A 25,774-nucleotide genomic window follows, 5' to 3' on the forward strand; every position below is an offset into this window, starting at 1 on the left:
CAGACGGTCAATCATGAATTCCGATATCCTGAATTTATCTATCTGGAATTCTAATATATGAAATCTATACGACAGATTTGCCTCCAACATTCAGCTCTGCAGATGACGACAGCCGACAGCGATTCGTCCTCCAGCCTTCGCCGGGCCCTGAAGCTGCTGCGCATCCTCGCTGAGGGCGACCCCGACGGGTTGCGGCTGAAGGACGTCGCCGAGGCCGCGGGCTGCAGCCAGCCGACCGCGCATCGCATGCTGCAGGATCTCGCCGCCGAAGGTTTCGCCGAGCAGGCGGCCGGCAAGCGCTATCGCCTGGCGCTCGACTTCTACGTGCTCGCCGCACGCGCGGGCCAGGCCAGCGGCCTACGCGAGGCGGCGCGGCCGGCGCTGCTGCGGCTGTCGGCAACCTTGAGCGACACGATCTTCCTGCTGGTGCGCAACGGCTTCGACGCGGTCTGCCTCGACCGCGTCGAAGGACCGTTTCCGATCCGCTCCTTCACCGGCGACATCGGCGGCAAGGTGCCGCTCGGGCTGGGCCAGGGCAGCCTCGCGATTCTCGCCAACCTGCCCGAGGACGAGCAGGAGGCGGTGATCCGCTTCAACATCCCGCGCCTGCTCGATCGCGGTTTCCTGGACGAGGCCTCGCTGCGCAGCGCGCTGGCACAGGCCCGCGCGCAGGGCTGGGTCAACACCAGCACCGGGCTCATTCCCGGCATGGCCGGCGTCGGCGTGCCGGTGCTGGATACGCAGGGCCGCGCGGTGGCGGCGCTCAGCGTCGGCACGCTGGCGGAGCGGCTGAATGCGGATCGGCTGCCGCATGTCGTGAGGATCCTGCAAAGCGAGGCGCTGGCGCTGGCGGGGAAGCTCAACCCGTTCGATGTCGCCTTGCGCTATCCGTCGCGGAGTCTGAGTACGATTGCGGGGAACTGATCTTCCTCAATCACAACCACCGTCATTCCGGGGCAAGGCCGCAGGCCTTGAACCCGGAATCCCGATGCTGTCTTGCGTCGTTCGGTAATCTCGGGATTCCGGGTTCGATCGTCCACACGCGGCTGCGTGTGGACGATTGCCTCGGAATGACAGCCAAGTGTCTGGCGCCACGCCACTGATGCAGCTGCCTAAGTCACCCACTCCGCGCGGATGCCGCGCGGCGCGGCATTGCTCTCCGGCTCGCGCCAAGAGAAGCTGAACATGCCTATTGGCTCGACCTGTTCGAGCTCAACTCGGACGATGTCGCGCGCGATCACGACGATGAACGGCGCCGGCGGTTTCTCGGCCGTCAATTGCCGCGGCGGCGAGAACACCGTCCCGACGCTTTCCACCAGCAGCGGCCGCGGCGCCTCGTGAACCTTCACGAGGCCCTTGATGCGCAGCAGCCGCTCGCCGAGCCGGCCCGCGACATTGTCGAGCCAGCCGGCGAGGTCGGCATAGGCAATCTCAGCCGGCGGGCGGACGAGGCAGAGCGCGAGACGCGGATGCGCGGCGGACAGATCGGGCGCGACCTCGCGCAGCGGCAGCGATGTTGCCAGCGGCGCGAATGCGGCCGTCACGATGGCCACGCGATTTGCGCTGGCAATCGCCTCGGCCACGGGATTGAGCTGCGCGATCGCAACCTGCGCTCCGACAAGCGCGTCAAGCGCGAGATCGGCCTTGGTCGCGACGATGCGATGCGCCGCCGCCCATTGCGCGGCAGCTTCCTCGAATGTCGCGACGCCGAGCCCGCGTGTGAGATCGTAGGTCGCGACGACGGCGACGCGCATACGGTGCTCGGCGAGCGTCGCGAGCTGGCGCAGCACCGGGCCGGGCATTGACAGGCCCGAGGTCTCCAGGATGATCCGGCGCAGCGGCGGCAGCCCATCCGGGCGCGGCGCCATGATCAGGCGATCGATGGTGAAGGCGAGATCGCTGCCGACCTGACAGCACACGCAGCCGTTCGACAGCATCGCCATCGGCACGTCGTCGCCGCTCTCGCGCAGCAGCACGCCGTCGAGCCCGACCTCGCCGGCCTCGTTGACGATCACGGCCGTATCCGACGCCGTCTCCGCGGTGAGCACGTCGCGCAGCAGCGACGTCTTGCCGGAGCCGAGGAAGCCGGTCAGGACGAAGAAGTCGATGCTAGAGGCGCTCATGGCGCCGCGGCGTCCTTGGTGGCGTACTTCTCCGGCACGTCGCTTTCCCAGCTCGCCTTCACCAGATCGCGGACGTCGGCGAGCAACTCTTCGGTATCGTAGATAATGCCGTCCTTGATCGTGAATTTGAGGCCGCGATGCCACTCGACCGCGTTGGTCGCATCGTTGAAGCGCATCGCGCCGGTGCCGTAGAGCAGCTTGAAGTCGGTCAGCGGATTGTGGTCGTGCACCAGCAGGTCGGCGCGCATGCCGACGTCGACCGTGCCGATCTCATTCTCCAGGCCGCACAGCGCAGCACCCTGCGAGGTCGCCGAGCGGATCACCTCCAGCGGATGGAAGCCGGCCTCCTGCAGCAGCTCGAGCTCGCGGACATAGCCGAAGCCGAAGATCTGGTAGATGAAGCCGGAATCCGAGCCGGTGCAGACGCGGCCGCCGCGGTTCTTGTATTCGTTGATGAACGCCATCCAGAGCCGGTAATTCTCCTTCCACTCGATCTCGTTCTGGGTCGACCAGCGATACCAGTACGAGCCGTGGCCGCCGCGCTGCGGAGTGAAGTAGTCCCACATCGACTTCCAGGTATACTCCTTGTGCCAATACGCCTGGCGCGCGCGCATCAGGTCGCGATTGGCGTCATAGATGGTGAAGGTCGGGACGAAGGTGAAGCCGATCTCCAGGAACTGCTCCAGCACCCCGTTCCACTTGGCCGAGCCGGGCTCGGCGCCCTGCTTGAACATCTGCCCCGAGACCGAGAAGCGGAAATATTCGTCGGTGTAGTTGTAGTCGAGCGGGAAGTTCTGGATGACGCGATCCTCGAACAGCGCCTCCGGCAGGCCGTAGTAGTGCTCGGCGCTGGTGAGGCCCCATTTTGCTGTCGTCAGCGCATTCATGCGCGACACCGCCATCTGCGCGTGGTGGCAGCCGGTGCGCAGGCCGATCTGTTTGCACTCGTCGAGCGCGGCTTCCATGATATCAGGCGGCGCGCCGAAGAACTTGATGCCGTCGGCGCCGCGCTCCTTGACCTGACGCAGCCACTCCCGCCCCTGCTCCGGCGTGTAGATCGTCTTGACCATGTCGTTGACGGCCGGGAAGTAGGCATAGGCGAGCAGCCGCGGCGCGGCGATCGTATTGTTCGCGGCGCGCTCTTTCTGGTCGAGCATCCAGGACAGGCCGTTCATCGAGCCCATCTCGCGCACCGTGGTGACGCCATGCGCGAGCCAGAGCTTGTAGACGTAGTCGACCGGCGGCACCCAGCCATTGGCGGAGTGATAGGCGACGCCGGCATGGGCGTGGCAGTCGACGAAGCCGGGCGTCACCCATTTGCCGCGGCAGTCGATCTCGTGATCGGCCGGCTCGCCGGCATTTCCGGCATAGCCGTAGCCGACGACCTTCTTGATGCTGACGATGCGGCCATTCTCGACGATGATGTCGACGGGGCCGATCGGCGGCGCGCCGGTGCCGTCGATCACGGTGGCGCTGCGCAGCGCCAGCCGCTTGAACGGCCCGACGCCGCGATCCCTGGTCGTGGCCTTCGGCACGATCGGCGCCGCGCCCTTGTTCCGGATGAAGGCGAGCTCATCGCCGGGGAGCGTGGCTTGGTCGGTCATGAGCGCGTTTCCTCACTGTCATAACGTAGGGTGGGCAAAGCGAAGCGTGCCCACCCTGTGTCCGTTCCTTGCAACATGGTGGGCACGGCGCTGCGCGCCTTTGCCCACCCTACGATCCGTCTTCTCGTCATTGCGAGCGAAGCGAAGCAATCCAGGGCTCCAAGGAAAGGTCTGGATTGCTTCGTCGCTGCGCTCCTCGCAATGACGGCGTCTGCCGTCATCCAGTCCGATACTTCCGCGCGAACGCGACGCTGCCGAACACCGTGAACGCCATGGTCACCGCGAGCAGCATGAAGGCGAGCGCGGCGCCCATCGGCCAGTTGTTGCCGCGCACGAACTGGTCGTACACCGCAGGCGCCATCATCTTGAATCGGGGGCCGCCGAGAAGCACCGCCGTTGCATAGGTGTTCATGCACAAAACGAACACCAGGATCGAGCCGGCGGCGACGCCGGGACCGGACAGTGGCAGGATGACCCGCCAGAACACCCGCGCGCCGGAGGCGCCGAGATTGGCGGCAGCATATTCGAGATCACGCGGAATGCTCTCGATCACCGCCGACAGCGTCAGGATCATGTAGGGCAGCACCACCGCGATGATGCCGATAATCACCGCCTTGGTCGTGTACATGATCTCGAGCGGCGCCGAGATGAGACCGATCTTGAGCAGCGTCGTATTGACGAGCCCGTCGCGCGCGAACAGCGCCATCCAGCCGGCGGAGCGCACGACATTGCCGACCAGCAGCGGAAACAGCGTCGCGATCACGACCAGGCTCTTCCAACGGCTCTCCATGCGGCCAAGCCAATAGGCCGCCGGAAACGCCAGGATCAGCGTCAGCAAGGTGCACAGCAGCGCGATGCCGAGCGTCGCAAGGATGATCTGCTGATAATACGGATCGGTCGCGGCCGTGAGGTAGTTGTCCGGCGACAGCGCCTGCACCATCAGCTGGGTCGGGCTGAACTGGTTGAGCGAGATCCGGAACATCAGGACCATCGGCCCGACCAGCAGCGCCAGGACCAGCAGACAGGCAGGAACGACCAGCAGCGCCATCGCGCGAGCTCCGATTGCGATTGTGCAAGGCTCCTGCGGCAAATCCGCAGGAGCGCAGGGTCAAGAGGCCTAGGCCTTGAACTCCTTGTTCCAGAAGTCGAGCGTGCGCTGCGAGCGCCCGGCGGCATAGGCATAGTCCGGCTTCAGCAGCCGCGCGCGCTCGGCCTCGGTGAGGCTGACCTGCTTGGCGAGATCCTCCGGCAAAGGCGCGTCGGTGACGGTCGGGACGTAGCCCATCTTGTCGGCGAAGCCGCCCTGCGCCTTGGCGTCGAGCATCGCGTCGAGATAGGCGAAGCCGCCGGCCTTGTTCTTGGCGTTCTTCGGCACCGAGGCCTGGAACACGATGGCTGGCGTGCCCTCTTTCGGCACGACATGGGCGAGCGGAATGCCGGACTTCTTCCACATGAAGCCACGGGCGAGCCACATCGTGGTCAGCCAGACCTCCTCCGACTTCAGCGCCGCCGCCAGCGCCTCGTTCGACGGATAGATCTTCACGTCGAGCGAGCGCCATTCCATCAGCTTCTTCTCGGCCGGATCGAGATTGCTGACGCCGCCGCCGCCGGCCAGCGCCGCCGCCAGCGTGTTGTTGGGATAGAGGATGTCGGCGAGACCGATCTTGCCGCGCCACTTCGGATCCCAGAGATCGGCGAAGGATTGCGGCGGCGTCTTCACCTGGTTGGTGTTGTAGAGAATCACCTGCGCCGAATAGATATGCGGAATCGCGATCTCGCTTCGAAGCTCCGGGAACACCTTGTCGAGCCGCTTCACCTGGGCGGCATCGACCTTCTCGAACACGTCGGACTGCGACACGATGTAGGCGTCGTTGTCGGACAGGCAGGCGACGTCCATCGAGCCGCGCCGGCTCTGCCGCTCGGCCAGCAGCTTGGTCTTGCGCGGATCGGCATTGGCGACGTCCTGCACGATCTCGAAGCCCTTCGGCGTCATGATCGGCTTGTCGATGATGTCAGAGAGCAACTGGCCGTAGTCGCCGCCCCAGGTGCCGACCACGACCTGTCCGCCTTCGGCGCGGGCGGTTGGCATGCCGGAGGCCAGCGCGGCCATGCCGGCGCTGGCAGAGAGAAAATGACGTCGCGAAATCATGGCAGAACCTCTCGCTGTGGATGGGATGCGTTACGAAGATGTCTGAGGCACGAGACGCGGGACCTTGCGGTCCCATTGCAGCGACACCGGATCATCGGGCCTGAGCGCCGCCAGCGGCTCGCCGGCGTCGGGCGTCGGGCTGATCGCGACCAGCGTCTCATCACCGAGTGCCACCACATATTCGGTCTGCGCGCCCATATAGGTGATCGCCTGCAGGCGGCCGCGCACCTCGCCGGACTCGCCGGGCGCGATGACAATCCGTTCCGGACGCAGCGCGAAGGCGTCGGCATCGTCGCGCTCGCCGCTGCTGACATCGACCGGCAGCAGCAGGCCGCCGCTGGTGCGGAACTGGCGCTCATTCGCACGCCGGCCCGCCACGATGTTGCAGCGGCCGACGAAGTCCGCCACGAACGCATCCTTCGGCGAGTCGTAGAGCTCCTGCGGCGTGCCGATCTGGCGCACGCGGCCGCCCTCCATCACCACGAGGCGGTCGGCCATGGTCAGCGCCTCCTCGCGGTCATGCGTCACCATCAGCGTCGTCAGGCCGAGCCGCTGCTGCAGCGCGCGGATCTCGAGCCGCACCTCGGCGCGCAGCTTGGCATCGAGATTCGACAGGGGCTCGTCGAGCAGGAAGATGCGCGGATTGATCACCAGCGCGCGCGCCAGCGCCACGCGCTGCTGCTGTCCGCCGGACAATTGCCGCGGCAGCCGGTCGGCGAGATGCGACAGCCGCACCAGCTTCAGCGCCTCCGCAATTTTCGTCTTGCGTTCGGCCGTACCGAGGCCGCGCATCTCCAGGCCGAAGCCGACATTGTCGGCCGCGCTCATGTGCGGAAACAGCGCATAGGACTGGAACACCATGCCGGTGGCGCGCTTGTAGGCCGGCAGATGCGTGACGTCCTCGCGGTCGAACAGCACGCGGCCACTGGTCGGCGGCAGGAAGCCGGCGACCATGCGCAAGGTCGTGGTCTTGCCGCAGCCGGACGGGCCGAGCAGCGCGACAAGTTCGCCCTCATTGACGGCAAGATCGAGCCCTTCCACGCCGATCGACGTGCCGAAGCGCTTGGTCAGCTTCTCCAATGTGAGCTGCGCCATCACACCACCCGCGACAGTTTGACGAAGCGGTCGGTGATCACCATCAGCAGCCCGACCAGCGCGATCTGCACGGTGGCGACGGCAGCGAGCGTCGGATCGATGCGGAATTCGAGATAGTTCAGCATGGCAACGGGAAGTGTGATCCGTCCGGGCCCGACCAGCAGCATCGACAGATCGAGATTCTCGAAACTCTGGATGAAGGAGAACATCGCAGCCGCCACGATGCCGGAGCGCATCATCGGCAGGGTGATGCGGCGGAACACCGTGAACGGGCTGGCGCCGAGATTGGCGGCGGCCTCCTCGGCGGCACGGTCGAGTCCCTGCAGGCTAGCGACAACGAGCCGGACCGTCCACGGGATCGCCAGCAGCGTATGCGCGGCGACGAGGCCTTCCGTGGTCGCCTTGATGTCGCGGTCGAGCAGGTCCTCCGCCAGCACGTAGAGCATGTAGAGGCCGGAGCCGGCGACCACGCCGGGCACCGCGAGCGGCGCCAGCAGGAACGAGCTCAGCGCCTGGCGGCCGCGGAACTCGCCGCGCACGATGGCGAGCGCCGCCGCCGTGCCCAAGGGCACGCCGATCGCGGTGGCGAGCAGCGCGACCTGGAAGCTCGTCACCAGGCCGCGCAGGAATTCGGGCTTGCTCAGCGCGTTGGCGTACCATTTGAGCGACAGCGCCGGCGGCGGAAAGCTCACGATCTCCTGCGCGAAGAAGCTCGTCATCACGATCATGATCACGGGCGCGAAGATGATGGCATAGGCGACGACGATCAGTGTCCGCACTGCGAATGGGCCGAGTGATGGTTGTCCCGTAAAACGGAACAGCATTGCAGACACCTCAACAAACAGATCAGCAACTTATGCGGCGCATCGTAGTCGGCGGCTCCGCCGCCGCCAAGCCTGTGCCACGGGTTATCGCAATGCACATACGCATGGGCGACACGATGCTGCGATCCTGACGCGTGACGCGGTGCCGCTTCCATCTTGGCGCTAGCGCCGTGCGCGCATGTCCCGTCGCCGGCGCGGGGGCCTTGCTGATTTCTGGATTTCCGATCGCGGGCACGGCCTGCGCGACGGTCCGTCGCAGCGGCGCGGTTTTGGGCAATGCGTGCTCAATTCTTGCACCGGCACGATCCAATATTTTGTGCGTCCACGGACAAGTCATCCGCGCGGGCGCGCACCTAAGCTTCGCCCCGAGCTTGGACCGGGGCGACGGCACCAATGCACCGCCGGACCAGCGCGACATCATCGTTCGAAGGAGCTGGCAACATGCAGACGAGGCTATTCACTGGGGCGCGGCGCGCGTGGCTTGCCGCGCTCGGCGCCATCATCGCGGCGGGACTTCTCGCGCCGATCGACGCTCAAGCGGCGACGCCCGCGGGCTGCGCGGCGCTGAAGGAGAAATATCCGGACTGGAAGGGCAAGACGCTGGTCAATGCCATCAACCCGCACACGCCGGGCTACGAGTCGATCGACCCGAAGGATCCGAGCAAATATGTCGGCTTCGACATCGATCTGGGCGAGGCCATCGGCGACTGCCTCGGCTTCAAGCTGACCTACAAGCCGGTGACCTTCGCAGCGCTTCTGACGACGCTGGCGAGCGGCCAGGCCGACATCGTGATCTCCGACATCTACGCCACCAAGGAGCGCGCCAAGGCCGCCGACTTCATCACCTACTCCAAGGTGTTCGACGGCGTGCTGGTCGCCAAGGGCAATCCGAAGGGCATCAACGGCATCAACATGTCGATGTGCGGCGCGGCCGCGGCCGAGAACACCGGCTATGTCGAGGTGCCGCTGATCCAGGATCTCGCGCCGAAATGCAAGGAAGCCGGCAAGCCCGAGCCGACGATCCAGCTCTATGACAACAACGCCAACTGCATCCAGGCCATCCTCGCCGGCCGCGCCGATACCTATGTCAACGACGTCAACACGGTCGACCAGGCGGTGAAGGCCTATCCGGACAAGCTCGAGAAGGCGATCGCCGTCACCATCCCCTATTCGGTCGGCATCGCCGTGCCCAAGGACAAGCCGAAGTTCCGCGATGCCGTGCTCGCCGCCCTGATCGAGGTGCAGAAGGAAGGCATCCACCAGGAACTCCTGAAGAAGTGGCAGCTCGATCCTGCCAACTTCAAGGAGCCGGACATCCTGACGGCGGACTAACAGGCCTAGCGGTTCGCTGCGACGAGCCCTAGCCAAGCAGACGGTGCGCTCCCTCTCCCCGTTCTTACGGGGAGAGGGTTGGGGTGAGGGGCAGCCGCACGGGAAGTGTCCGCCGTGAGACCTGTCCCCCCTCACCCGCCGCAGCCGCGCACTATGAGCTCAATCTCGTAGCATGGGCAAAGCGCAGCGTGCCCACCCTTGCTTCCACACGATGATCACGGTGGGCACGGCGCGTCGCGCCTTTGCCCACCCTACGCTCCTCCCGGGTCGACCTCATGTCCCTCTTCCTGCATTATCTCAGCATGCCGTATCTGCTGCAGGGCATCGAGCTGACCCTGCAGGTCACCGCGCTCGGCCTGGTCGGCGGTCTCATTCTCGGCCTCGTGCTCGCGGCGATGCAGCTCAGCCGGTTCTGGCTGCTGGCCGCGATCGCGCGCGGCTACACCGTGATCTTCCGCGGCACGCCGCTGATCCTGCAGATGGTGTTCGCCTACGACGCGCTGCCGCATATCGGCATCAAGTTGCCGGCGGTGCTGGCGGCGGGCCTCGCGCTCGCCTGCAACGAGGCGCCGTTCATCGCCGAGATGCTGCGCTCCGGCGTGCTCGGCGTCGATCGCGGCCAGCTCCTGGCCGGCCAGGCGCTGGGCATGACACCCGGCGTCCTGATGCGCCGGATCATCGCGCCGCAGGCGATCCGCACCATGATTCCCGCGTTCGGCAACGAGGCGGTGAGCGCGCTGAAGAACTCCTCGCTCGCCTCCGTCATCGCCGTGCAGGAGCTTACCCTGCGCTCGACGCAGCTCGCGTCCTCCACGTTCGACTTCTTCTCGATCTTCTTCGCCTCGGGTCTCATCTATCTCGTGCTGACCGGCGCGATCAGCGTCATCCAGCTTTCGCTCGAATGGCTGCTCGATCTCGACCGCACGGCGAAGCAGCGCAAGCTGGCGGACTACCTTGCGCTATTGTTACCTCGGCGCCGCGCCGACGTCGCGACGAAGCTGGAGCTCGCGGAGAAGACAGCCCCGGCCATCGAGGCCGCGCCGCCCGAGCCCGCCGAGCTGAAGGAGACGCCGCCGCTCGCCTTGTCGATCGAAGACCGGGCCCGGCGTGCCGCAACGATCGCCCGCAACAACGTCGCCGTCGAGGTCACGGATCTGCGCAAGGCCTATGACGGCAACAAGGTGCTGGACGGCCTCGATCTCACCGTACGCATCGGCGAGGTGATCGCGCTGCTCGGGCCGTCCGGCTCCGGCAAGAGCACCCTGCTCCGCTGCATCAACCATCTGGAGAACTGGGACGCCGGCGACATCCGCGTCGGCGGCCGCAAGCTCGGTTTCGACGACCGGGGACGCAAGCTGTCGCCGCGCGCCATCGCCAACGAGCGCGCCAATGTCGGCGTCGGCATGGTGTTCCAGCAGTTCAATCTGTTCGCGCATCTCACGGCCAAGGAGAATATCGCCGGTCCCTTGCGCTGGGTGCATGGGCTCGGCCGCTTCGAAGCGGAGCGTCGCGCCCTTGAACTGCTCGACCGTGTCGGCCTGTCGCATCGCGCCGATGCGCTGCCGCGGCATCTCTCCGGCGGCCAGCAGCAGCGCGTCGCGATCGCCCGCGCGCTGGCGCCGAATCCGAGCGTGCTGCTGCTGGACGAGCCGACCTCCGCGCTCGATCCGGAGCTGGTCAACGAGGTGCTGGAGGTGATCCGCCGTCTCGCCATCGACGACGGCCTCACGATGATCATCTCGACGCACCAGATCCGCTTCGCCGACGAGGTCGCCGACCGCGTCGCCTTCCTCAATGGCGGCGTCATCCTCGAGGAAGGCCCCGCACACGAGGTGCTGACCAACCCGCGCCATCCGCTGACCGCGCGCTTCCTCTCGGTGATGGAGGCCGAGCGGCCGAAGGACGCGGTGGCATGAGTTCATCCTTCACGTTAGGAGCGAGCGCTTGCGTGCGGCCATCCTTCGAGACGCCCGCCTGCAGCGGCCTCCTCAGGATGAGGTCCGTGGGTGAGGTGGCCTCGCTTCCGACCCTCATGGTGAGGAGGCGCGCAGCGCCGTCTCCGGACGATGCCTCCGGCATCGCCTTGAGAACCATGAGGCCCGCCCTCGAATTCACCGCACGACAATCTCGATCTCTGAGCAAAGAGGCCCTCGCATGAAACACCATCTGCTGCCGGTGTCCAACAAGACCGTCCATTGGGGCTATTTCTCCAAGGTGGTGACGCCGGCGCTCACCCTGCGCTCCGGCGAGCGCGCCACGATCGAGACGCTGACGCATCACGCCAATGACGACTATGAGCGCATGATCAAGGACGATCCCGGCGCGGAAAGCGTGTTCAAGTGGACGAAAGAGCACAAGGCCGTGGCGCGGCGCGGCTCCGGTCCGACCGAGGGCCCGTTCATCCGCGGCTCCGGCGAAGGCATCGGCGTGCATCTGCTGACCGGACCGGTGGCGATCGAAGGCGCCGAGCCCGGCGACGTGCTCGAGGTGCGCATCCTCGACATAAGGCCGCGGCCGAGCCGATGCGGCTGCCATGCCGGCAAGTGCTTCGGCTCCAACGCCGCCGCCAATTGGGGCTTCCACTATCACGACCTGATCGAGGAGCCGAAGCCGCGCGAGGTCATCACCATCTTCGAGCTGGACACCGCGGGCGAGCCGTTCGCCAAGGCGGTCTACAACTACGTCTGGACGCCGCAGACCGATCCCGACGGCATCGTGCACCCGACCATCGACTATCCCGGCGTGCCGGTCGACCACGCCACGATCAAGAAGCGCGAGAACATCCTGCCCAATGTGAAGGTGCCGGCACGGCTGCATTTCGGCACGATGGGGCTCGCGCCATCGGAGGCCGACTATGTCTCATCGATCCCCCCGAGCTACACCGGCGGCAACATCGACGACTGGCGTATCGGCAAGGGCGCGCGGATGTACTATCCGGTCGCCGTGCCCGGCGCCTATTTCTCGGTCGGCGATCCCCATGCCGCGCAGGGCGACAGCGAACTCGGCGGCACCGCGATCGAGACCTCGCTCACCGGCGACTTCGAGTTCATCCTGCACAAGAAGAGCGACCTCGGCGGCACGCAGCTCGAGGGCCTGACGCATCCGCTGCTGGAGACCGACCAGGCGTGGTCGGTCTACGGCTTCACCTATCCGAACTATCTCGCCGAGCTCGGCGCCAATGCGCAGACCGAGATCGCCAACCACTCCAGTCTCGACCGCGCCATGCGCGACGCCTTCCGCAAGCTCCGCCGCTTCCTGATGACGGTGCACCACCTCAGCGAGGACGAGGCGATCTCGCTGATGTCGGTCGGCGCCGACTTCGGCGTCACCCAGGTGGTCGACGCCAATTGGGGCGTGCATGGCACGATCCGGAAGAACGTGTTCCGGTGTGAGTGATTTTGCGAAACGTATAGCCAGCTCCCGCCCCGCGGATGGTGCGCTCCCTCCCCCCTTGTGGGCCCCTTGTGGGGAGGGTTGGGGAGAGGGGTGCCCCGGGGCGAGACCGCCGTTGTGGGCCCCCTCCCCTAACCCCTCCCCACAAGGGGGAGGGGAACCGATCGCGCCTGTGGCACGAGCACCGATCCAAATGAGTGGAGGAATAGCGAACTGAACAACACCGATACACGGCAGGTCATGAAGCTCATCTGGCACGGGGGTTGCTTAGAATTCCCCGACCCGGGGCGTGCCATGAGTTTTCGTCCGTTCACCAGCGAATCCTATGCCGAGGGCGAGCGTCCGGAGGCGTGGCGCGACGTGCTGAATGCGGTCGGGCTGCAGCCCGCGGCGAAGACGCCATTTTATGATGGTCATGCCACCGCCTCGCATCGCCAAGCGCCGGGCATCGCTCTTTCGCGGCTGTCGGCGGGCGCGCAGGCGATCACTGCAGTTCCGCAGGCCCATGCGGATCTGCCGATCGCCCTGCTCGCGATCGAGGACGGCGCCCTGCTCCGCTGCAGCGACGGCCATCGCATCGTCCCCGCGGGACATCTGATGCTGTTGCCGCGCGCCGGCGACTGGAGCATCGCGTTCCAGCGCGGTCTGCGCGCCATCGTGCTGTCGGTGACGGCGGACGCTCTGCATGGCCGCATCAGCGGCAGGCTGAAATTGGCCCAAGCCCAGGTGATCGCGCCGAGCGGCCTGGCCGACGTGGTCTGCCGCACCATCGAGGCCACCGCACGCGCGCTCGACACCCTGAGCGATGCCGAATGGAGCACGGTCGCGCAGAGCATGGTCGATCTGCTGCTCACACTCGCCCATCAACAAGCCGCGCCGGCGGCGGAGGCCGGCAGCAGCGCGACGCAGGCCGCGATCCTGCACCGGCTCTGCCAGACCATCGAGCGGCGGCTCGACGATGCCGAGCTGACGCCGGCGCGGGTGGCCCAGGCCGAAGGCATTTCCGAGCGCTATCTGCAAAAGCTGTTCGAGAGCGCCGGCGACAATTTCAGCCACTACGTAAGAGAACGGCGGCTGCAACGGGCCTGGACCGACCTGTCCAATCCGGCCGAAGCCAACCATTCGATCTCGGAGATCGCCTATCGCTACGGCTTCGCCGATTCAGCGCATTTCAGCCGCAGCTTCCGCGCCCGCTTCGGCCTGTCGCCGCGCGAATTCCGGCAGCAGAAGGCCGAGCAGGCGGTGACGGCGGCGGCCCCGCGCGGCCAGCGCGGATGGCCGCAGGACGCGCTGGCGCAGCAGCGCGCCTGCGAGAGGCCGGCGTCGGCCAGGAGCGATGTCGCCCTGCCCGCGCCGGCCAACGACCAGGACGCGCAGCGGCATCACCATCATCTGGCGGTGTCGGCCGAGCGCGTGCATTGGGGCTATTTCAGCCGCTCGCTGCCGCCGCAGATCGAAATCGCGTCCGGCGACACGATCACGGTGGAGACGCTGACCCAGCATGCCTCGGATGATCCGGAGCTGATGATCGCAGGCGACGCGGCTGCGCTCAGCGTGTTCGGCTGGACTAAGGCGAAGAAGAACGTCGACCGCCGCGGCGCCGGCCCGATGGACGCCAGTGTGTTCGGCCGCGGCGCCGGCGAAGGCTTCGGCGTGCACATCTGCACTGGTCCGGTGGCGATCAAGGACGCACAGCCCGGCGACGTGCTCGAGGTGCGCATCCTCGACATCGTGCCGCGGCCAAGCCGCAACCCGAAACATGCAGGCCGCGTGTTCGGCTCCAGCGTCGCGGCGTGGTGGGGCTATCACTACAACGAGCTGATCGCCGCGCCGGCGCCGCGCGAGGCGGTGACGATCTACGAGATCTTCGCCGATGCGCCCGAGCCGCATGCCCGCGCGCTGTATTCCTACCGCTGGGAGCCGCAGACCGATCCCAACGGGATCGTGCACACAACCTACGACTATCCCGGCGTGCCGGTCGCCCCCGACAGCATCAAGCGCCGCCACGGCGTGCTCGACAACATCCGCATTCCCTTGCGGCCGCATTTCGGCGTCATCGCGGTGGCGCCGCGCGAGGCCGATTTCGTCGATTCGATTCCGCCCTCCTATTTCGGCGGCAATCTCGACAATTGGCGGCTCGGCAGGGGATCGACGGTGTATCTGCCGGTCGCGGTGCCCGGCGCGCTGCTGTCCGTCGGCGATCCCCACGCCACCCAGGGCGATGGGGAGCTCGGCGGCACCGCGATCGAATGCTCGATGACCGGCACGTTCCAAGTGATCCTGCACAAGAAGGCGCTACTCGCGGGGCAGCCGTTCGCCGATCTCTCCTACCCGCTGATCGAAACCGCGACCGACTGGGTGCTGACCGGCTTCAGCCATCCGAACTATCTCGCTGAGTTCGGTGCACAGGGCCAGAGCGAGGTCTACGCGACCTCCTCGCTCGACCTCGCGATGAAGGACGCGTTCCGCAAGATGCGGCGCTTCCTGATGCACGTCAAAGGCCTGAGCGAGGACGAGGCGGTCGCGCTGATGTCCGCCGCGGTGGATTTCGGCGTGACCCAGGTCGTCGACGGCAATTGGGGCGTCCACGCGATCCTGAGCAAGCGGCTGTTCGAGGATGAACGCTGACGTTCATTGCGCCCCAACTCCATCCCAGATCTCCGTCATTGCGAGCGAGCGAAGCAATCCAGGGCGTCACGCGCTGCCTGGATTGCTTCGTCGCTTCGCTCCTCGCAATGACGACCATTGCTGTCGCTACCACGAAGCCCAACAACAAAGGAGCATCCCTATGCAGTTCCACATGATCTCCGGCGCGACCAGGCCGGTGGCCCCCTTCAGCCACGCCGTCGAGACCGACGGCTTCGTGTTCGTCACCGGCCAGATGCCGGACTCGCCGGAGGCGCCGGGCATGCTGCCGGAGGGGATCGTGGATCAGACGAAGGCGGTGATGCAGAACTTGAAGCACATCCTCCAAGGTCTCAACCTCGGCCTCGAACATATTGTGATGTCTCGGATTTACCTGACCGAGTTCAAGCGGGATTACGCGGCGATGAATGAAACCTACCGTTCATTCTTCCCGCCGGACCGGCTGCCGGCCCGCACCTGCGTCGGCGTCACCGGCTTGGCCTATGACGCGCTGATCGAGATCGATCTGGTCTGCCGAAGACCATAGTACCCATTGGTAAACATCTCCTCAACGCGAGGCCCCGTCATTCGATCCGGGCTGGGGAGCGTCCCGCTGTCGCCGATTGCGCGCCGACGCCGGCCGGTGTCAATTCGCCAGACCATCAGGCGGGATCGTGGGGAGTGCCATGCCGTATCAGTTTTCCAATCGTCAGCAGATCCGCAAGCCGGCGGTGAGCAGCAAGGGCGGCATCGTCGCGGCACAGTCGCGGCGCGCCGCCGAGATCGGGGCCGAGGTGCTGGCCGCGGGCGGCGACTGCGTCGATGCCGTGGTCGCGACCGGCTTTGCGCTCGGCGTGCTCGAGCCGTGGATGAGCGGCCTCGGCGGCGGCGGCGCGATGGTGCTGTACCGCGCCAGGGACAACCATGTCGAAGTGATCGACTACGGCATGCGCGCGCCCGACAGCCTCGATGTCGCCGACTATCCGCTGGCCAATGACGGCAGCGTCGCGGCCGACATCTTCCCATGGCCCCGCGTCAAGGACGACCGCAATCTGCACGGCCCCGGCGCGATCGCGGTGCCCGGCGTCGTGGCCGGCATGGAGGCGGCGCATCGCCGTTACGCGCGGCTGCCATGGGCGGATCTGGTCACGCCGAGCGTGAAGCTCGCCGCCGAGGGCCTGCTGGTGGACTGGTGGACCACCGTGATGATCTCGAGCTGCGCCGCCGACCTGCGCCGCTATCCCGGCAGCGCCGCGGCCTATCTGAAGGATGGCCTGCCGCCGAATCCGCAATGGGGCGCCAAGGCGGTGACGCGGCTGCCGCAGGAGCAGTTGAAGGCGACGCTGGCCCATCTTGCCAGCGCCGGCGCGCGCGACTTCTACCGCGGCGACATCGCCCGCTCGCTGACCCGCGACATCCAGGCCGCCGGTGGCGCGCTTTCGGTGGATGACCTCGCCGCGTTCGAGGCGCATGTCCGAGAGCCGCTGCGCATTCCCTATCGCGGCGGCGCGGTGTTCGCGACGCCGGAGCTCACCGCCGGCCCGACGCTGGCTCACGCGCTGCGGCTGATGCAGGCGAGCGTAACGGCTTCGGGCAAGGCGCCGGATGCCGGCGCCTTCATCGCCTATGCCGAGGCGGTGCAGGCCGCCTATCGCGAGCGGCTCAACGACATGGGCGACGCGGCGGGCAAGCGCGCGATCGGCGCCGAATATCTGGCACCGGCCTGCACCACGCACTATTCGGTGGTCGATCGCGACGGCAACATGGCGGCGGTGACGCAGACCCTGCTGTCCGGCTTCGGCTCGAAATTCCAGGCGCCGCAGAGCGGCATCATGATGAACAACGGCATCATGTGGTTCGACCCGACGCCCGGCACAACGAATTCGCTGGCCCCCGGCAAGCGCTGCCTCACCAACTACACGCCGGTGGTGGCGCAGGCCGCCGACGGCCGCCGCCTCGCATTGGGCGCCTCCGGCGGCCGCCGCATCCTGCCCGCGGTGGCGCAGATGCTGTCCTTCGTGATGGACTACGGCATGGACCTCGATGCCGCGATCCACCAGCCGCGCATCGATGCCAGCGAAGGCGACGTGGTCGGCGCCGACACCCGGCTGCCGGCGGAGGTGATGGACGCGCTGACGGCGAAGTTCGAGACCGTGCCGGCGCCGGTGCAGACCATGCCGATGAAGTTCGCCTGCCCCAGCGTCGTGCTGCGCCAGGGCGACGCGAACAGCGGCGCGACGGAAATCTTCCATGCCTGGGGCGATGCGGTCGCGGAGAGCTGATCGAATGCGAGACACCGGCTGAACGGCAGTCCGCTCTCTCCGTTCTGCCGAGGCCGCGACGAATACCGCGACCCTACACAGGAGCGGTCTCCGACATCCCATGACGGGGCACAGAATTCACGGCCCATCCATCTAGCAACTCTTGAAATTGACCGCTGTGGTGTTGGCGCCGCAGACCAGAACCGCGACGCGCTCGGACGGACCCGCACGGTAGGCACCGGATAGCAGCGCGGCGAAGGCCGCGGCGCCGCCCGGCTCAGTTACGACGCGCAACGTCATCCACAACGCGCGCTGCGCCGCCCTTATGTCGTCGTCGCTGACGATGATCACCTCCGCCGCCGCGAACCGCTGCACGATCGGAAACACGCGCGCGCCGATCTGGCGCGGCGCAAGACTGTCGGCAGCGACGCCACCGGCGGGCGCGTCGACGGGGTGTCCGGCCGCCAGCGCGTCGCGCAGGGTCGGCGCGCCGTCCGACTCCACCGGCACGACCTTGACGCGTCCCTCGTACCACGCGGCGATGCCGCCGATCAGCCCGCCGCCGCCGACCGCCACCAGCAGCGTGTCGATATCATCTGCGTCGCGCTCCACCTCCAGCCCCACCGAGCCCTGCCCCAGCATGGTCTCGGGCTGATCAAACGCATGAATCGGCAAGGCGCCGCTCTCGGCGACATGTCGTTCGCTCGCCGCCAGCGCATCGGCATAGCGATCCCCGCCGACGTGGATCTCCGCGCCGAAGCGCTTGATGAGGTCGATCTTCGACGGCGAGGCGATGCTCGGCACGAAGATCGCTGCTCTCAGGCCAAGACGTTGCGCCGCCAGCGCCACCGCGACACCATGGTTGCCGCCGGACGCCGCGACCACACCGGCCCCCGGCACATCGCGGGTCAGGAGATTGGCGAACGCCCCGCGCGCCTTGAACGAGCCGCCATGCTGCATGAATTCGAGCTTCAGTCGCAATGGGGAAGACGGCAGGCCGAAATCGCCACCATCGACCGTTATCATCGGCGTGCGCCGGACGTAAGGCCGGATCAGCTCATAGGTGGCCGCGATCTGCTGCCGGGTTACCGCTGTCGATATGTCTGACATGCCGCACCTCGTTCCGATCGGCATGTCTTGACATAAATTAGCTAATTGGCAAAGTACCAAAATGGCGCCCGACCGCGTGTTCCGTGCACTGGCCAACGACAAGCGGCTGCAGATCCTGGAGTGGCTGCGCGATCCGACGCGGCATTTTCCGCCACAGAACGATGGCGACCTCGTCAAGGACGGGGTCTGCGGGCTATTCATTGCCGAAAAGCTCGGCGTCTCCGCGCCGACACTGAGCGAGCACATGCGCGTGCTGGTGGCCGCCGGCCTCGTCAAGGCCAAGCGCGCCAAGGGCTGGACGTTCTACAAGCGCGACGAGCAGGGATTGAAGGCGGCGCGACGGCTGCTCAGCGACGCGCTATAGGAATTATGCGAACCTTGGCGGGCAACGGGAATTGCGGCGAAGCGCGCCGAAGCATCATCCTGTCCACGACGACGGCGCAGCGATTTCTGCGAGGAAAGCTCGCCATGCGCGAAAGGGAGGCGGCGACGGCGTCCTCCTTGATCTTGTCGCTGTCGCTGCGATCGACCCGCTGCACCTCGACTCAGCACCAATCCGGTCGAGGCGTCGATTGGCCCTAGAAGTGCTTCGCGCGCCCTGGCCCTATGCGGCGCAGCCGTCGGGTCGCAAGCGAAGCCCGTTCGGCACAGATCCGAGCTATGGCTGCACGCCCGCTCCCGTCAGCCTCTCGGCGAGAAACGTGGTCAGCTCCCCCACCGTGCGGGAGTTGCTGCGGCCGCGCGCATAGGCGAGCTCGACGGTCGGCAAGCGCGGCAGACCGAGATCCTGCCGGATGATGCGCAACGGCGGCTGCACCAGGGCGCGCGCAAGGACGGTGATTCCCAGCCCCTCGAGCGTCGCCGCCTTGAGGCACTCGAAGCTCGGACTGACGAAGCTGAGATGCCAACGCCGGTCGTTCTGCTTCAGCGACGACATGGCGAAACGCCGATACGTGCAGCCGTCCGGGAAGAGGACGAGAGGGATCGACGCATCGTCGGGCGTGTAGTTCGGCCCGCAGACCCAGACCAATTGCTCTGTCAGCACCGAGGTGCCGGTTCGAGCCCCGGCCTCCTGCTTGAAGAAGGCGAGGTCGAATTCGCCGCGGGCGCTCCGCTTCATCAGGCTTTCCGACTGATTGGCTTCGACCTCGATGCCCACCATCGGATTCTTGGTCTTGAACCGCGCGAGCCACGTGGTGAAGTCGCGGCCAAAAAAGTCGAGCGGAACCCCCAGACGAACGAAACCGAGGAGGACATCCTCGCACATCGAGGCATAGGCCTCGTCATTGAGCTGGAGAATACGCCGCGCGTATTGGACGAAGCGGTCACCCTCGGGGGTCAGCTCCAGAACGCGGCCCTTGCGCCGCGTCAACAATGGCTTGCCCACCTGCAATTCCAGCTTGGACATCTGTTGGCTGATCGTCGACTGCGATCGCCCGACGGACTCTGCGGCCCGCGAGAAGCTCATCGTGTCCGCGATCACGAGAAACGATCTGAGGCAGTCGATATCGAAGTTCACGACAGTCCCCGCTATCGAAAAAGACGATACCAACATCGTCATAATTCACTTTGTCGGTCGGAACACACTTCGTAAAGACCAGAGTTGCGGCATGGGATGCCGGAACTCGCGTCAAGTCCCTGACGCGACGCAACGGGACTGCATTGCGGTCCCTTACCGCACTTCGCGTACAAAACCGCTCCGACACAAGGACCATCCCCGTGGCGATCAGCACCGTCGTCTTCGACGCCTACGGCACCCTCTACGACATTCAATCGGTGGCGTCGGTCACCGAGCAGGCTTTCCCGGGCCGTGGCGACATGATCACGCAGATCTGGCGGATGAAGCAGCTCGAATACACCTGGCTGCGCTCGCTGATGCGGCGCTACGAGGATTTCGAGGCGGTGACGCGCCAATCCCTGGTCTATACGCTCCGGATCCTCGGCCTTGGCTACGAAGAAGCGCTGCTCGAGGTGATCATGGACAAATATGTCCACCTCGATCCCTACCCGGACACGCTGTCCACCCTTGAGCGTCTCCAGGACCGCAAGCTGGCGATCCTTTCGAATGGTGCCCCTGCGATGCTGGACGCGCTGGTACGCAACACCGGTCTCGATCGGTTTCTCGACAAGACCATCAGCGTCGACAGCAGAGCGACGTTCAAGCCGAGTCCCGAGGCCTACTCCCTGATCGAGTCCGAGCTCGGAGCCGCGCCCGCCGAAGTCCTGTTCGTGTCCTCGAATCCGTGGGACGCGATCGGTGCCAAGGCTGCCGGGCTGACCGTGGCATGGATCGAGAGGGTCACGCCCGAAGCGATGGCCGCAGCCTGTGAAAGCTGCGCGCTCGTTGCGCCGCTGACGATGTTCAAGGCGATGCGGATGCAGATGGACGAGCTCGGGCTCGCGCCCGATCACCGGGTCCGGGGACTGTTCGATCTGCCCGGGCTGCTGCCACCCACTGCCAGGCCGTAGATCCCCTCAGATCCCGCGCCGCATCCGACGAGCACCTGCTGTCAGGACGACGTCATCCTTCACTGGTAGCACGCCTCCAGTGCGGAAGCCGCCCGGTACAACGTCGACTCGTCGAGGTGGCGCGCGATCAGCATCGCGCCGATCGGACGGCCGTCCGCCGTCTTCCCGACCGGAACGGAGATCGCGGGATGCCCGGTGAGGCAGGTCGGCGCGGTATTGCCGACCATCTCGAAGGCGCGGCCGATGATCTCCTCCCGCGACGCCCCGGCGGACGGCAGCCGGGTCGCTGCCATCGGCGTGGTCGGCATCAGAAGCAGATCGGCCTGTTCGAGCGCGCGATCATAATCTCCCGTGAGCAGGCGGTTGAGGTTCTGTGCCTTGCCGTAGTAGCGGCCGCGATTGCGCGACGACATATAGTGGCCGGTCAGGATGCCGAGCTTCAGCGTCTCGGACAATTCTCCGGCCCGATCGCGCCAGCGCGCGTGGGCATCGAGCAGGCTCTCCAGAAACACGCCCTTCATGTTGGTACCATAGGCGTTGCTGCGCATCATCAGATCGGTGGCGCCTTCGAGAAAGATCGGCGTCCAGATTGCAGCCCCGGCGGCATGCAGCGGCACTGCGACCTCACGGACGTCGGCCCCCTTGGCTGCGAGACGACCGGCCGCCTCGCGCACGCGGTCGTCCACCTCGGTCTCGGCGCCGACCGTGCCGAACCCTTCGGGCACCACGCCGATGCGCAAGCCAGCCACGCCTTGCCGCAGCGCCTGCGTATAAGGCTGTGACGAGGCACCGCGCTGCCGCGGATCGAGCCCGTCCGGCCCTGCCATCACCTCGAGCATCAATGCGTTGTCGGCCACGGTGCGGGTGATCGGGCCGGCGTGATCGACCGTCAATTCGACCGCGAAGATGCCCGTATAGGGCACGAGGCCGTGCGTCGGCTTCAGGCCGACGGCACCACAATAGGACGCGGGGATGCGGATCGAGCCCCCCTGGTCGCCGCCGGTGGCCATGTCGACGATGTTGGCCATGACCAGGGCGGTGGATCCTGAAGACGATCCACCGGCATTGTAGCCGGGCACGACCGGATTCTCGACGACCCCATTGGCTGAGGTGTGACTGCCGCCGGAGGCGCAGTAGTATTCGCAGACGGCCTTGCCCAGAATGTCCGCGCCGGCGTCCAAGAGGCGCGTGACGATCGTCGCATCGATCTCCGGGACGTAGCCCTCGAGGATGGTCGCACCATTCATCATGGGAAGGCCGGCGACGCAGACATTATCCTTGATGGCGACGCGCCTGCCCTTGAGCTTGCCGTCCGCAGCGCCCTGGATGTGCGCGGTGACGGCCCAGGCGCCGAACGGATTGTCCTCCGGTAGCGGGCGTGTTCCTGAGGGCCTCGGATATTTGACCTCGGGCAGCGGCGCCGCCATCTCGTCGACGAGATCGTACGCGTCGAGCTGCCCCTGCATCAGCGCAAGGAACGACAGCGCATTGGCATCATCGAGATCGAGGCCGATCTCGCGCGCGGCCTGTTGCAGCTCGGTAGCAGTCGGACGTCGGACTGGCATCAAGGCCTCTCGATCGCGGTGCGACCACGTCCACGCGCAACGGAGCAAGGTGGACGAGGTCGACGTTCAACACGCGAAAGAGTAGCCAGCCGCCGAGGTGTTCCAAAATGAGTTATGTCGATAGCCGTAATTTGCTTTGACGATTAAGCGTGGCCGCGACCTCGAACCCACGCGGGAGCTGCCTACATCTCCACCAGCGCCTTCGCCAGCCCGCTCTCCGCATCAGCCAGATCGTCGATCACGTCGAAATGGTGCCGGTCCGGCGCCTCGACATAGGCGGTCGTAGCACCCAAGCCGATCCAGATGTTTGCGAGCAATTGCGCCTGACGGCGGAATTCGTTGCGCTCGGCGCCGCCGACCCAGGCGGTGACCTTGACGCCGTCGATCGGCGCGAGCAGCGCCGGGCTCTCGCGCAGCGCCGTGGCGTCGTCGATATGTAGCGTGTCGTTCATCACGGTCCGCTGCAGCGGGCGCAGATCGTGCAGGCCGGAGAGCGAGACCACGCTGGTGATGCGCGCCTGTCGCTCCGGCGACAGCGGGGCGCCGCGGCAGATCATGCGGGTGACGAGATGGCCGCCGGCGGAATGGCCGGTCAGCGCCACGGGACCGGCAACCTCGTCCATCGCCTTCGCGACCGCCTGCGCGACATCGCCCGAAATGTCGGCGATGCCGACCTCGGGACACAGCCGGTAGGACGGCATCGCCACGGCAAAGCCGCGCGCGATTGGACCTTGCGCGAGATGCGACCAGAAGCTCTTGTCGAGGCGCATCCAGTAGCCGCCATGCACGAACACGACGAGCCCCTTTGGCGTGCCCTCAGGCAGGAACAGGTCGAGGCGCTGGCGCTCATGTGCGCCAAAGGCAATGTCGAGCCTGGCGCGGCCCTGCCCGGCCAACGCCGTTCGATACGCCTCGGCCGGCGCGACCCACAGGCCGGGCCAGCGCTCGCCGCCGGCGATGTTCGGGCCGTTGGCGTAGGCGTTGTCCCAGTCCTTGACGGCATACAGCATGATAATCTCCTGATCGAATGAGCGCGCGATGGCTCAGAGGCCGGTGCGCAGCTTCCAGAGTTCGGGGAACAGCACGATCTCCAGCATCTTGCGCAGATAGTTGACGCCTGACGTGCCGCCGGTGCCGGTCTTGAAGCCGATGATGCGCTCCACCGTGGTGACGTGATTGAAGCGCCACCGGCGGAAATAGTCCTCGAAGTCGACCAGCTTCTCGGCGAGCTCATACAGCTCCCAATGCCGCTGCGGATCGCGATAGACGCTGGTCCAGGCGGCCGCGACCTCCGGGCTCTCGGCGCGGGTGCCGCGCCAGTCGGTGCGCTGCCCGTCGACGCCGATGAAGAAGCCGCGCCGTGCCAAGAGCCGCAGTGCTTCGTCATACAGGCTGGGCTTCGCCAGGATCGCCTCCAGCTCGGCGGTCAGCTCCGGATGATGCGCATGCGGGCGCAGCATCGCCAGATTGCGGTTGCCGAGCAGGAATTCGATCGAGCGATACTGGAACGACTGGAAGCCGGAGGACTCGCCGAGCTTGTCGCGGAACAGCGTGTACTCGCTCGGCGTCATCGTGCGCAGCACGTCCCAGGCGCCGTTGAGCTGCTCGAAGATGCGCGACACTCTTGTCAGCATCTTGAACGCCGGCTGCACGTCGTCCCGGGCGATCGCCGCCATGGCGGCCTTGATCTCGTGGATCGCGAGCTTCATCCACAATTCGGAGGTCTGGTGCTGGATGATGAACAGGAGCTCATCATGCGCCGACGACAGCGGCGCCTGCGCATCGAGCAGGCGATCCAGCATCAGATAGTCGCCATAGGACATCCGTCCCTTGAAGTTCATCCGCGCCCCCTCGGTGGCGGGATCGTAGGGCGCGCTGCTCACGTCACGAGCTCCTTCTGGCGATACTCGGGCTTGTCCCACAGCTTGTCGGCAAGCACCTCTTCGAGAATGTCGACGGCGCCGCGCACCTCGCTCTCGCCGATGTAGAGCGGCGTGAAGCCGAAGCGCAGCGCGTCGGGCGCGCGGAAATCGCCGATCACGCCGCGCGCGATCAGCGCCCGCATGATCGCATAGCCGTCCGGATGGCGGAACGACACCTGGCTGCCGCGGCGCGACGCATCGCGCGGCGAGGCCAGTGTCAGCGACGGACAGCGCCTCTCGACCTCGGCGATGAACAATTCCGACAGCGCGATGGAGGCTTTGCGCACGTCCTGCATCGACACGCCGTCCCAGGCGTCGAGCGCGGCATCCAGCGCGGCCAATGCGATGATCGGCGGCGTGCCGATGCGCATCCGCTCGATGCCACCGCCGGGGCGATAATCGAGATCGAAGGCGAACGGCGCCTCGTGGCCCATCCAGCCGGACAGCGCCGGCGGCGCGATGTCTGCGTAACGCGGCGCGACATAGATGAAGGCCGGCGCGCCGGGACCGCCATTGAGATATTTGTAGGTGCAGCCGACCGCAAAGTCGGCCTCCGCGCCGGCGAGATCGACCGGCACCGCGCCGGCGGAATGCGCGAGGTCCCATACCGTGAGCGCGCCGGCCGCGTGCGCCTTTGCCGTCAGCACCTTCATGTCGTGCATGCGGCCGGTGCGGTAGTCGACCTCTGTCAGCATCAGCACCGCGACGCTGTCGTCGATCGCAGCCTCGACCTGCTCCGGCTCGACCACCTTCAAGGTGGCGCGGTCGCCGAGCATGCGGACCAGGCCCTGCGCCATGTAGAGATCGGACGGAAAATTGCCGCTGTCGGACAGGATCACGCGTCGCCCCGGATTGAGCGACAGCGCCGCGGCCAGCGCCTGATACACCTTGATCGAGAGCGTATCGCCCATCACGACCGTGCCGGGCGCGGCCCCAATCAGCCGCGCGATACGGTCGCCGACGCGGCGCGGCTGCACCATCCATCCCGCGCTATTCCAGCCGCGGATCAGCTCCCGTCCCCACTCAGCCTCGATCATCCGGGCAACGCGGGCGGGCACGGCGGACGGCAGCGCGCCGAGCGAATTGCCGTCGAGATAGATGACCCCGTCAGGGATCGTGAAGAGCGATCGAGTCGTGGAAAAATCGGTCATGCGGCTCCTGCTTCGTTCACGGCCTGAATGCATGATTCGCGCCGGATCAGGCCAGATCAAGCCGATCCGATCGCGACCGGCACCGCGCGGGCCGCATGGCTCGCGAAGACGTGACGATGGCGACACAATCCAGCCGGCCGATCGCCGCCGG

The 25,774-nt window shown here is 66.4% G+C and carries 21 protein-coding genes; 9 read left to right on the top strand and 12 right to left on the bottom strand.

The features are described 5' to 3' along the window. Nucleotides 1–102 precede the first annotated feature (102 nt). The gene (locus tag QX010_RS29190) at nucleotides 103–924 is read left to right on the top strand and encodes an IclR family transcriptional regulator (RefSeq protein WP_316183175.1); all 822 of its coding nucleotides are present in this window, start codon (nucleotides 103–105) and stop codon (nucleotides 922–924) included. Between the two features lie 188 nt (nucleotides 925–1,112). Here QX010_RS29190 and QX010_RS29195 read toward each other — a convergent pair whose 3' ends face one another. The 6 genes from QX010_RS29195 to QX010_RS29220 all read right to left on the bottom strand — a co-directional run bounded on the left by QX010_RS29195 (nucleotide 1,113) and on the right by QX010_RS29220 (nucleotide 7,795). Further along, nucleotides 1,113–2,123 carry a CobW family GTP-binding protein gene (locus QX010_RS29195; RefSeq protein WP_315801992.1) on the bottom strand — a complete coding sequence of 337 codons (1,011 nt, stop codon included), beginning with the start codon at nucleotides 2,121–2,123 and terminating at the stop codon, nucleotides 1,113–1,115. Then, entirely contained in the window at nucleotides 2,120–3,727 is a 1,608-nt protein-coding gene (locus QX010_RS29200; protein ID WP_316183176.1) for an amidohydrolase family protein, read from the bottom strand. The genes QX010_RS29195 and QX010_RS29200 overlap by 4 nt, the downstream gene beginning before the upstream one ends. A 217-nt stretch (nucleotides 3,728–3,944) precedes the next feature. Then, complete coding sequence (locus QX010_RS29205; protein ID WP_316183177.1) at nucleotides 3,945–4,775, bottom strand: ABC transporter permease; 831 nt, start codon at nucleotides 4,773–4,775, stop codon at nucleotides 3,945–3,947. Nucleotides 4,776–4,844: 69 nt separating this feature from the next. Next, nucleotides 4,845–5,876, bottom strand: a complete 1,032-nt coding sequence (locus QX010_RS29210; protein ID WP_315801989.1) for a PotD/PotF family extracellular solute-binding protein — start codon at nucleotides 5,874–5,876, stop codon at nucleotides 4,845–4,847. A gap of 30 nt (nucleotides 5,877–5,906) precedes the next feature. Then, the gene (locus QX010_RS29215) at nucleotides 5,907–6,971 is read right to left on the bottom strand and encodes an ABC transporter ATP-binding protein (RefSeq protein ID WP_316183178.1); all 1,065 of its coding nucleotides are present in this window, start codon (nucleotides 6,969–6,971) and stop codon (nucleotides 5,907–5,909) included. Further along, nucleotides 6,971–7,795, bottom strand: coding sequence for an ABC transporter permease (locus QX010_RS29220; RefSeq protein ID WP_316183179.1), 825 nt, complete (start codon nucleotides 7,793–7,795; stop codon nucleotides 6,971–6,973). Before QX010_RS29220 ends, QX010_RS29215 begins: the two co-directional genes overlap by 1 nt. 441 nt (nucleotides 7,796–8,236) lie before the next feature. On the opposite strand from QX010_RS29220, the gene QX010_RS29225 reads away from it, so the two are divergent. From QX010_RS29225 to QX010_RS29250, 6 genes are all read left to right on the top strand, one after another. Beyond that, complete coding sequence (locus QX010_RS29225) at nucleotides 8,237–9,127, top strand: ABC transporter substrate-binding protein (RefSeq protein WP_315801986.1); 891 nt, start codon at nucleotides 8,237–8,239, stop codon at nucleotides 9,125–9,127. Between the two features lie 275 nt (nucleotides 9,128–9,402). Next, nucleotides 9,403–11,043: an amino acid ABC transporter permease/ATP-binding protein gene (locus QX010_RS29230; protein WP_316183180.1), complete on the top strand. Its 1,641-nt coding sequence runs from the start codon at nucleotides 9,403–9,405 to the stop codon at nucleotides 11,041–11,043. 238 nt (nucleotides 11,044–11,281) lie between these two features. Continuing rightward, a complete protein-coding gene (locus QX010_RS29235; protein ID WP_316183181.1) occupies nucleotides 11,282–12,523 on the top strand; it encodes an acetamidase/formamidase family protein in 1,242 nt (413 codons plus the stop codon). Nucleotides 12,524–12,814: 291 nt separating this feature from the next. Beyond that, complete coding sequence (locus QX010_RS29240; RefSeq protein WP_316183182.1) at nucleotides 12,815–15,148, top strand: acetamidase/formamidase family protein; 2,334 nt, start codon at nucleotides 12,815–12,817, stop codon at nucleotides 15,146–15,148. Between the two features lie 160 nt (nucleotides 15,149–15,308). Beyond that, nucleotides 15,309–15,692: a RidA family protein gene (locus QX010_RS29245; RefSeq protein WP_316183183.1), complete on the top strand. Its 384-nt coding sequence runs from the start codon at nucleotides 15,309–15,311 to the stop codon at nucleotides 15,690–15,692. A 139-nt stretch (nucleotides 15,693–15,831) separates the two neighbouring features. After that, nucleotides 15,832–17,427 carry a gamma-glutamyltransferase family protein gene (locus QX010_RS29250; protein WP_315801982.1) on the top strand — a complete coding sequence of 532 codons (1,596 nt, stop codon included), beginning with the start codon at nucleotides 15,832–15,834 and terminating at the stop codon, nucleotides 17,425–17,427. Nucleotides 17,428–17,559: 132 nt separating this feature from the next. Here the strand turns inward: QX010_RS29250 and QX010_RS29255 are convergent, their stop codons facing one another. Next, nucleotides 17,560–18,516 (bottom strand): threonine/serine dehydratase, encoded by a 957-nt coding sequence (locus tag QX010_RS29255; RefSeq protein WP_315801981.1) that lies wholly within the window; start codon nucleotides 18,514–18,516, stop codon nucleotides 17,560–17,562. A gap of 61 nt (nucleotides 18,517–18,577) precedes the next feature. Here QX010_RS29255 and QX010_RS29260 point away from each other — a divergent pair, with 61 nt between their 5' ends. Continuing rightward, on the top strand, nucleotides 18,578–18,880 hold the full coding sequence (locus QX010_RS29260; RefSeq protein WP_315801980.1) for a helix-turn-helix transcriptional regulator: 303 nt from the start codon (nucleotides 18,578–18,580) through the stop codon (nucleotides 18,878–18,880). A gap of 294 nt (nucleotides 18,881–19,174) precedes the next feature. On the opposite strand, the gene QX010_RS29265 is transcribed toward QX010_RS29260, so the two are convergent. Then, nucleotides 19,175–20,077, bottom strand: a complete 903-nt coding sequence (locus QX010_RS29265; RefSeq protein ID WP_316183184.1) for a LysR substrate-binding domain-containing protein — start codon at nucleotides 20,075–20,077, stop codon at nucleotides 19,175–19,177. Nucleotides 20,078–20,235: 158 nt separating this feature from the next. On the opposite strand from QX010_RS29265, the gene QX010_RS29270 reads away from it, so the two are divergent. Beyond that, nucleotides 20,236–20,985 (top strand): haloacid dehalogenase type II, encoded by a 750-nt coding sequence (locus tag QX010_RS29270; RefSeq protein ID WP_316183185.1) that lies wholly within the window; start codon nucleotides 20,236–20,238, stop codon nucleotides 20,983–20,985. A gap of 59 nt (nucleotides 20,986–21,044) precedes the next feature. On the opposite strand, the gene QX010_RS29275 is transcribed toward QX010_RS29270, so the two are convergent. The 4 genes from QX010_RS29275 to kynU all read right to left on the bottom strand — a co-directional run bounded on the left by QX010_RS29275 (nucleotide 21,045) and on the right by kynU (nucleotide 25,623). Beyond that, nucleotides 21,045–22,550: an amidase gene (locus QX010_RS29275; protein ID WP_316183186.1), complete on the bottom strand. Its 1,506-nt coding sequence runs from the start codon at nucleotides 22,548–22,550 to the stop codon at nucleotides 21,045–21,047. A gap of 182 nt (nucleotides 22,551–22,732) precedes the next feature. Next, complete coding sequence (locus QX010_RS29280) at nucleotides 22,733–23,560, bottom strand: alpha/beta hydrolase (protein ID WP_316183187.1); 828 nt, start codon at nucleotides 23,558–23,560, stop codon at nucleotides 22,733–22,735. Nucleotides 23,561–23,593: 33 nt separating this feature from the next. After that, nucleotides 23,594–24,433, bottom strand: coding sequence for a tryptophan 2,3-dioxygenase (gene kynA / locus QX010_RS29285; protein WP_316183188.1), 840 nt, complete (start codon nucleotides 24,431–24,433; stop codon nucleotides 23,594–23,596). Next, complete coding sequence (gene kynU, locus QX010_RS29290; RefSeq protein ID WP_316183189.1) at nucleotides 24,430–25,623, bottom strand: kynureninase; 1,194 nt, start codon at nucleotides 25,621–25,623, stop codon at nucleotides 24,430–24,432. Before kynU ends, kynA begins: the two co-directional genes overlap by 4 nt. Nucleotides 25,624–25,774: the final 151 nt, after the last annotated feature.

It is taken from the genome of Bradyrhizobium sp. SZCCHNRI1009 (assembly GCF_032487575.1).
In the GTDB taxonomy this organism is placed as follows: domain Bacteria; phylum Pseudomonadota; class Alphaproteobacteria; order Rhizobiales; family Xanthobacteraceae; genus Bradyrhizobium.